At 37.6% G+C, this 667-nt stretch carries 1 protein-coding gene; it reads left to right on the top strand.

Annotation, left to right across the window (positions count from 1 at the left end; translation table 11 throughout):
• Positions 1 to 215: 215 nt before the first annotated feature.
• On the top strand, positions 216 to 667 hold a 452-nt coding region (gene gloA, locus Q4496_RS17910), incomplete at its 3' end, for a lactoylglutathione lyase (RefSeq protein ID WP_303610976.1).

Below are 667 nucleotides of genomic sequence, written 5' to 3'. Positions count from 1 at the left end.
TGGCAGTTGTCATAAAAGACCTCTCACTTACAGGTTATTTATTAAACTTAGTTGAGAAGTCTGTGTTGTTCAAATTTAAACAACTGTCTCTGTTAATTCGTCTCTGTTAATTAGTTAATGCCTTTTTACGCAGTTTAAATTGAAACTTCGGTTGATTATAATAGCTTAAGCATTATATCTATGCTTTCGCTTTATAAACTTTAGAAAGGATCACCATGTCTAGCTATAACGAATCTCCAGAGGAAATTGAACAAGCCACTAAAGGCTATGTGATGCAACAAACCATGTTGCGTATTAAAGATCCAAAGCCGTCGCTCGAATTTTATCAAAATGTATTAGGTATGAAGTTATTAGGTAAGTATGACTTTCCTGACATGAAGTTTACTTTGTACTTTTTAGGCTACGAACCACAGCAACCGCAAGGTGATGATAAAACAAAAGCTAAATGGGTATTTGGTCGCCCTGCACTAATTGAGCTTACTCATAACTGGGGAACTGAAAACGACGATAGCTTTGAAGGCTACCACAGCGGCAACCAAGAGCCTAAAGGCTTTGGTCATATTGGTATTAGCGTGCCAGATGTTTATGCAGCCAGTGAACGCTTTGCAAAATACGATGTAGAGTTTGTAAAAAAACCGGATGATGGCTCAATGAAAGGCCTAGCATT

Source organism: Colwellia sp. 5_MG-2023, assembly GCF_030547795.1.
GTDB lineage: Bacteria > Pseudomonadota > Gammaproteobacteria > Enterobacterales > Alteromonadaceae > Colwellia.
Note: the sequence above shows the minus strand (reverse complement) of the source record. Positions and strands in the feature narration are given on the sequence as shown.